General features: G+C 67.4%; 2 protein-coding genes and 2 pseudogenes. 2 read left to right on the top strand and 2 right to left on the bottom strand.

Going from position 1 to position 5,469, the window contains the following annotated elements; genetic code table 11:
• Nucleotides 1–40: 40 nt before the first annotated feature.
• Both D769_RS17205 and D769_RS17200 read left to right on the top strand, forming a co-directional pair.
• Nucleotides 41–979 (top strand): annotated as a pseudogene (locus D769_RS17205) (MMPL family transporter); the annotation flags it as partial.
• Between the two features lie 43 nt (nucleotides 980–1,022).
• Nucleotides 1,023–1,940 (top strand): VacJ family lipoprotein, encoded by a 918-nt coding sequence (locus tag D769_RS17200; protein WP_008647413.1) that lies wholly within the window; start codon nucleotides 1,023–1,025, stop codon nucleotides 1,938–1,940.
• A gap of 250 nt (nucleotides 1,941–2,190) precedes the next feature.
• Here the strand turns inward: D769_RS17200 and D769_RS17195 are convergent, their stop codons facing one another.
• Complete coding sequence (locus tag D769_RS17195; RefSeq protein ID WP_008647412.1) at nucleotides 2,191–4,650, bottom strand: CHASE2 domain-containing protein; 2,460 nt, start codon at nucleotides 4,648–4,650, stop codon at nucleotides 2,191–2,193.
• Nucleotides 4,637–5,469, bottom strand: a pseudogene (locus D769_RS17190) (histidine kinase); the annotation flags it as partial. The gene D769_RS17195 and the pseudogene D769_RS17190, both read right to left, overlap by 14 nt.

Below are 5,469 nucleotides of genomic sequence, written 5' to 3'. Positions count from 1 at the left end.
GGGTAATGTAACCGACCATCCCGCCCGCCAGTGAAGTCAGCCCAGCCCGGGCGCGGCTGCAGCCGACCATCTGTCGCAAGCGCTCAAGAAGCTGGCCGATGCGCCGGCCGCCACGCGCGACCGCGCGGAACAGGCCATTGCGCTGCCGCTGCAACTGGCGCTGGCCTCGTTGCAGAACGCGCTGCAGCCCGAGCCGATCTCGCAGCAGACGCTGCCGCCCGAACTGGTCCGCGACTGGCTCGCACCCGATGGTCAGGCACTGGTCAGCGTCAGCCCGAAGCTGCCCCCGCCCGGCGCGAAGAACGATGACGCCCGCGAAGCGGCGCTGAACCAGTTCATCGACGTGATGGCGCGCGTGCAGCCGGACGCCACCGGCGGCCCGATCGCGATCCGCGGATCGGCCGACACGATCATGACCGCGTTCGTGCACGCCGGCGTGTTGGCGGTGATCTCAATCACGGTGCTGCTGTGGATCACGCTGCGGAGCGTCGGCGATGTGCTGCGGACACTGATCCCGCTGCTGGTTTCCGGCCTCGTGACGCTCGAACTCTGCGTGGTGTTCGGCATCGCGCTGAACTTCGCCAATATCATCGCGCTGCCGCTGCTGCTGGGCATTGGCGTGGCTTTCAAGATCTACTACGTGATTGCCTGGCGCCATGGCAAGACCAAGCTTCTGCAGTCGAGCCTGACCCACGCCGTGCTGTTCAGCGCCGCCACCACGGCGACGGCGTTCGGCAGCCTCTGGCTGTCGCATCACCCGGGCACTGCGAGCATGGGCAAGCTGCTGGCGCTGGCGCTGGCCTGCACGCTGGCTGGCGCGGTGTTCTTCCAGCCGATCCTGATGGGACGCCCGCGCCGTCAGCCGTCGGGCCGCGCCGAACCGCTCGGCCCGTCGCTGCCCCCGCTCTCGGTAGCCGCGTCCATGTCACAATCTGCCGATAACACAGCGGGGCCGGATCAACGCCACCCAGGAAGGTAGGCGCCGCACCCTTACAAGAAACCAAAGCCAAGACCGTTTCCCGATGCTATCCCGCTTTTCGCCTTCGGGCGCCGTAGCACTGCGCCAGCCCCGGCTTGCCCGCGCGCTGGCCGCCGCCTCGCTCTCTGTCCTCGCCACCGGCTGCGCCACAGGTCCTCAAGCCAATCCGCAGGATCCGCTGGAGCCCATGAACCGGGTGATCTTCAAGGTCAACGACACGATCGACACCTATGGCGCGCAACCGCTGGCCAAGGGCTACAAGGCGGTAACGCCGGAGCCGGCCCGTCTGGCCGTGACCAATTTCTTCTCGAACCTGTCGGACGTGGGCAACTTCGTCAACAACGTGCTGCAGGGCAAGGGCGTCGATGCGACCGAAACGATGATGCGCATCGCCATCAATTCGGTGCTCGGCATTGGCGGCCTGATCGACGTGGCGACGGCCGCCGGCCTGAACCGCCATTCGCAGGATTTTGGGCTGACCCTCGGTACCTGGGGCGTGCCCGCTGGCCCATACCTGGTGCTGCCGATCTACGGACCGAGTTCGTTCCGCGACAGCATGGGCGTGGCCGCCAGCATCTACCTGGACCCGGCGCACTATCTGGATCCGGCCTGGCGCAACTCGCTGTTTGGCGTCAACGTGATCAACACGCGCGCTAACCTGCTGGGCGCGACGGACCTGCTCTCGCAGGCCGCGCTCGACAAGTACGCGTTCGTGCGCGATGCCTATTCGCAGCGGCGCCAGTACCTGCTGAACCAGGGCGAGAACGCGCTGCCGTCATACGACGAGGTGGACGAGTCGGACAAAGCCTCGGAGGCCAAGCCCGCTGCTGCTGGGGAGGCTGCTCCGGCCAAGCCCGCTGCTGGAGAGGCTAATCCAGCCGCCCCGGCAACTCCGGCAACTCCGGCAACTCCGGCTGCTCCGGCAACCCCGACTGCCCCGCCATCCGATTCAGCAAAGTAGCCAGAATCAGAATAGCGTCTCGCGCCAATCGAGACGCTTGCCCTCTCCACCGCCCCCTAAAGGGCCTATCAATGGCTGCTGGTTCGCTCTTCGGCGGAGAGCGTCAGGGCGTTTGTCCGACGACTACGCAAAAAATTGCCCGCGTCGGGATGCGACGCGGGCCGGAAGGCGCGCGGATGCGGAGTCCGCGGCACCCAGATCGTAGGCAATTTCCGAAAACGTGACTGCCAACAATTGTGTCGGCCCGCATTCAGGACGCGCGGCCGCGCAGGGGCAACCAGATGGAGAACATCGTGCCCTTGCCAACTTCACTGGCAACCATCACCCGGCCGCCATGGCGCTCCGCCACGGTCTTCACAAATACAAGCCCCAAGCCACTGCCAGACGGCGCATCGGCGCCATGCGCGTGCACCCGGCTGAACGGCCTGAACAGTTGTGCCTGGGCGTCTTGCGGGATGCCCGGCCCCTGATCGGACACCTCGATCGCCATATAGGGGCCGAGCCGGCGCAGGCGCACCGTCACTTCGGTGCCGCACGGGCTGTACTTGATGGCGTTGTTGACCAGATTGGTGATGGCGCGAGCCAGCAGGGCTGGCGCCACGCGCATCCTCGGCCCCTGCTCGTCGATGTCGAGCCGCAGTTCGGTCCCACGCGCCTTGGCCAGCGCCCACAATTCATCGGTGGCGTCGAGCACGATCTGCGTCAGGTCGGTCTCGGCAAACGTCAGGCTTTGCGATTCGGCCTGCGCGATCCGGATGAAATCGTCAGCCAGGGCAAGCGTGCGGTGCGCGTGCTCGCCGATTCGTCCGAGCAGTTCGGTCTGCGGCAAGGCACGGTCGGGGCGTGACTGCATGTCGATCAGTGCCAGGATCGACGCCTGCGGCGAGCGCATGTCGTGAGACAGGAAATGCAGTGTCTGCTCGCGCTGGCGTTCGGCGCGACGTATCGCGGTGATGTCGATCAGGCTGACGATCACGCCCGCGGGACGCCCCGCCTCGCCATGCAGCGGCCCGCCATGCAACAGATAGCGCCGGCCGTCCTCGGTGGTCAGTTCCACGCCATGCGAATCCGACGACGACATCACCGGCGCGTCACCTTCGAGCGCACCGCACAGCGCGTCCCAGTAGGCCAGACCCGGCCCCGCCACCGTGAACATCACCTCGATCAGGTCGGGCAACCCGGGGCGGCCTAGCTCGCCGTATGTATTGCTGCCGCGCATGTACCGCAGGTCGTTGGCATAGTACGCGCCGTCGATCCCCTGGAGGATCGTTGGCGCCAGCGCCACCGCGCGCCGGTTCGCCACCAGAATGCCGCCATCCAGATTGCAGATCACGGTAGCTTCCGGCAGGCTCTCCAGTCCGTCGGACAGAAAGCGCCGCATGTCGCGCAGGCGCGAGGTCATGCCGTAGACCGCCTGCATCCGGCCATCGAGCGAGTGGTCGATGCGCGTGGCTGGCGCCGCCAGCAAGCCGGGCTCATGCGCCAGGCGCCCGAGTTCTTCGGACAGGAAGCGAAGCGCGGCTTCCTGACGCCGCCAGCTCCACAGGGGGTAGACCATCATGCAGCCAAGCACCGCGCCCGACGGCGCGAACCACAGATGCATGCTGCCTGGCAGGCAGAGACTGGTACCGACGACCGCCGCAACGATCGCCATCGTGGCGAGCAGCGCATTGCGCGGCGAGAACCGCAACGCCGCCAGGGCCGCCAGCAGCACCGGCAGGATCGTCCCGAGCCAGCCCACCGGCTTGGGCACGGTAACGATGCCGGTGCCGTCGAGCAGCGCCTGCAGGGTGTTGGCCAGAATTTCGACACCGCTCATGGCGCGCCCGTCGCGCGATACCGGCGTCGGAAACACATCGCCGAGTCCGGTGGCGACGGTGCCGATCAGCACCGACTTGTCGCGAAAGTAGCCGCGACTGACCTCGCCAGAAAGCACATCCAGCACCGAGACGCGCGCGAACGACCCCGGGGGGCCGACGAACGGAATCCGCAATCGGTCCTGACTGATCCAGCCCGCGCCATCCATGCGTACCGCGCGTTCGTTGCGGAACTGCGCCGCTGTCACCGGTGTGTGCTGGCCCAGCGCCGCCATGGCGGCCGCGAAGTGCCAGACCGGCGCCCCCTCGCCATCGCCCTCGCGCAGATACACCTGTCGGGCCACGCCATCGGTATCCACAATCATGTTGATGTGGCCGGTCTGCGCCAGCAGGCCATCCATCGGGCCGCGCAGCCGCGCGCCGCTCGATCCTGACTCGCCGACCATGGGCAAGACCACGTTGCCAGCCCGCGCCACGGAACGCGCCAGGTCGGCATCGTCGGACGGATAACGGATATCGTGTTCGGACAGGATCACATCGATGCCGATCGCACGCGGATTGTCAGCGCCGATCTGGTCCACCAGCGCGGCAAGCACCGTGCGCCGCCACGGCCAGCGGCCGATCACCCCGATGCTTTCGTCGTCGATGGCGACGATCACGATGTCATCGCGGGCGGGATGCTTCTGGGCCACGATGGCCAGGTCCAGCACGGCCAGGTCCGCGCGCTCGAACCAGGAGAAACTTGACGCGGCGAGGGAGATCACCAGCACGGCGATGGTGAGCAGCGCCCACTCCAGTCGCGTGCGCCGACGAAAGCCCATGGCGCCCGGGGCGCCCTCCCGCTCGGCCGCGTCGAACTGGCCGCCGCGCAGGTCAGCTCTATTGGGCGCCAAGTTGCACGCCTTTCTTCGCGCCGCCCGTCATAATCACCGCACCCTGTCCATCACGCAGCACAGATTGCAGGTCGATTCGCTGTGGCGCGGAAAACGCGCTTGCCAGAGGCACGTCCGTTCCAGTGGCTCGTGCCACGCGAACGAAGTATGTGCCGGGTGCCGGGCGGGGAATCGAAAGCGCGCTCTCCGTAGTATGGAACGTGACCACATCGCCACTGAAAGCGGGATCGGACGCCATCTGGAGCACATAGCCCGTGGCAGCGGCGGCTCCGGCATCGGCAGGCCAGCGCACGCGCAGTTCCTCGCCGTTGTCGACCGGCGCCGGCACTGGCGGGGCCGGTTGCACTGTCACCTTTAGCGCGTCACCCCATGGCCCCGGCTGGTTCCGCGCATCGAACGAACGCAAGCGCCACCACCACTGCCCCACCGGCAGCGTGCGGACGGCCTCCACGCCATTTTCACGGCGCGTCTCGGCGCGTTGAGAAAACTCGGGATCGGCGGCCAGCGCAAGCTCGTAGCCCGATGCGTCCTGCACGGCAGCCCAGCGGAACGCCACCTCGCCGCCATGCTCGACGGCGTCGGGTGCAGGCATCAGCGAGAACGGCGCTGGCGGATTGCGCCAGACCTTGAACGGTTGCACGCCGTTCCGTCCGGCTAGCCGCTGTGGCGACAGGGCGCTGACTGCCAGGAAAAGATCGCCGTCCGGCAGATCGTCGAATACGGCCTCCGGCGACGCCGACTCCGTCGTCGCTACCCATTCGGTCAGCGCGGCATCGCGCGCCACGCCCGCGCGGTAGCCAGCCGCGCCCGGCACGGCCT

The organism is Cupriavidus sp. HMR-1 (assembly GCF_000319775.1).
Classification (GTDB): Bacteria; Pseudomonadota; Gammaproteobacteria; order Burkholderiales; family Burkholderiaceae; genus Cupriavidus; species Cupriavidus metallidurans.
This window is presented reverse-complemented; position numbering and strand designations above follow the sequence as displayed.

Coding starts and splice junctions, on each gene's coding strand:
- D769_RS17200 (WP_008647413.1), top strand. CDS start 1,023: ATGCTATCCCGCTTTTCGCCTTCGGGCGCCGTAGCACTGCGCCAGCCC.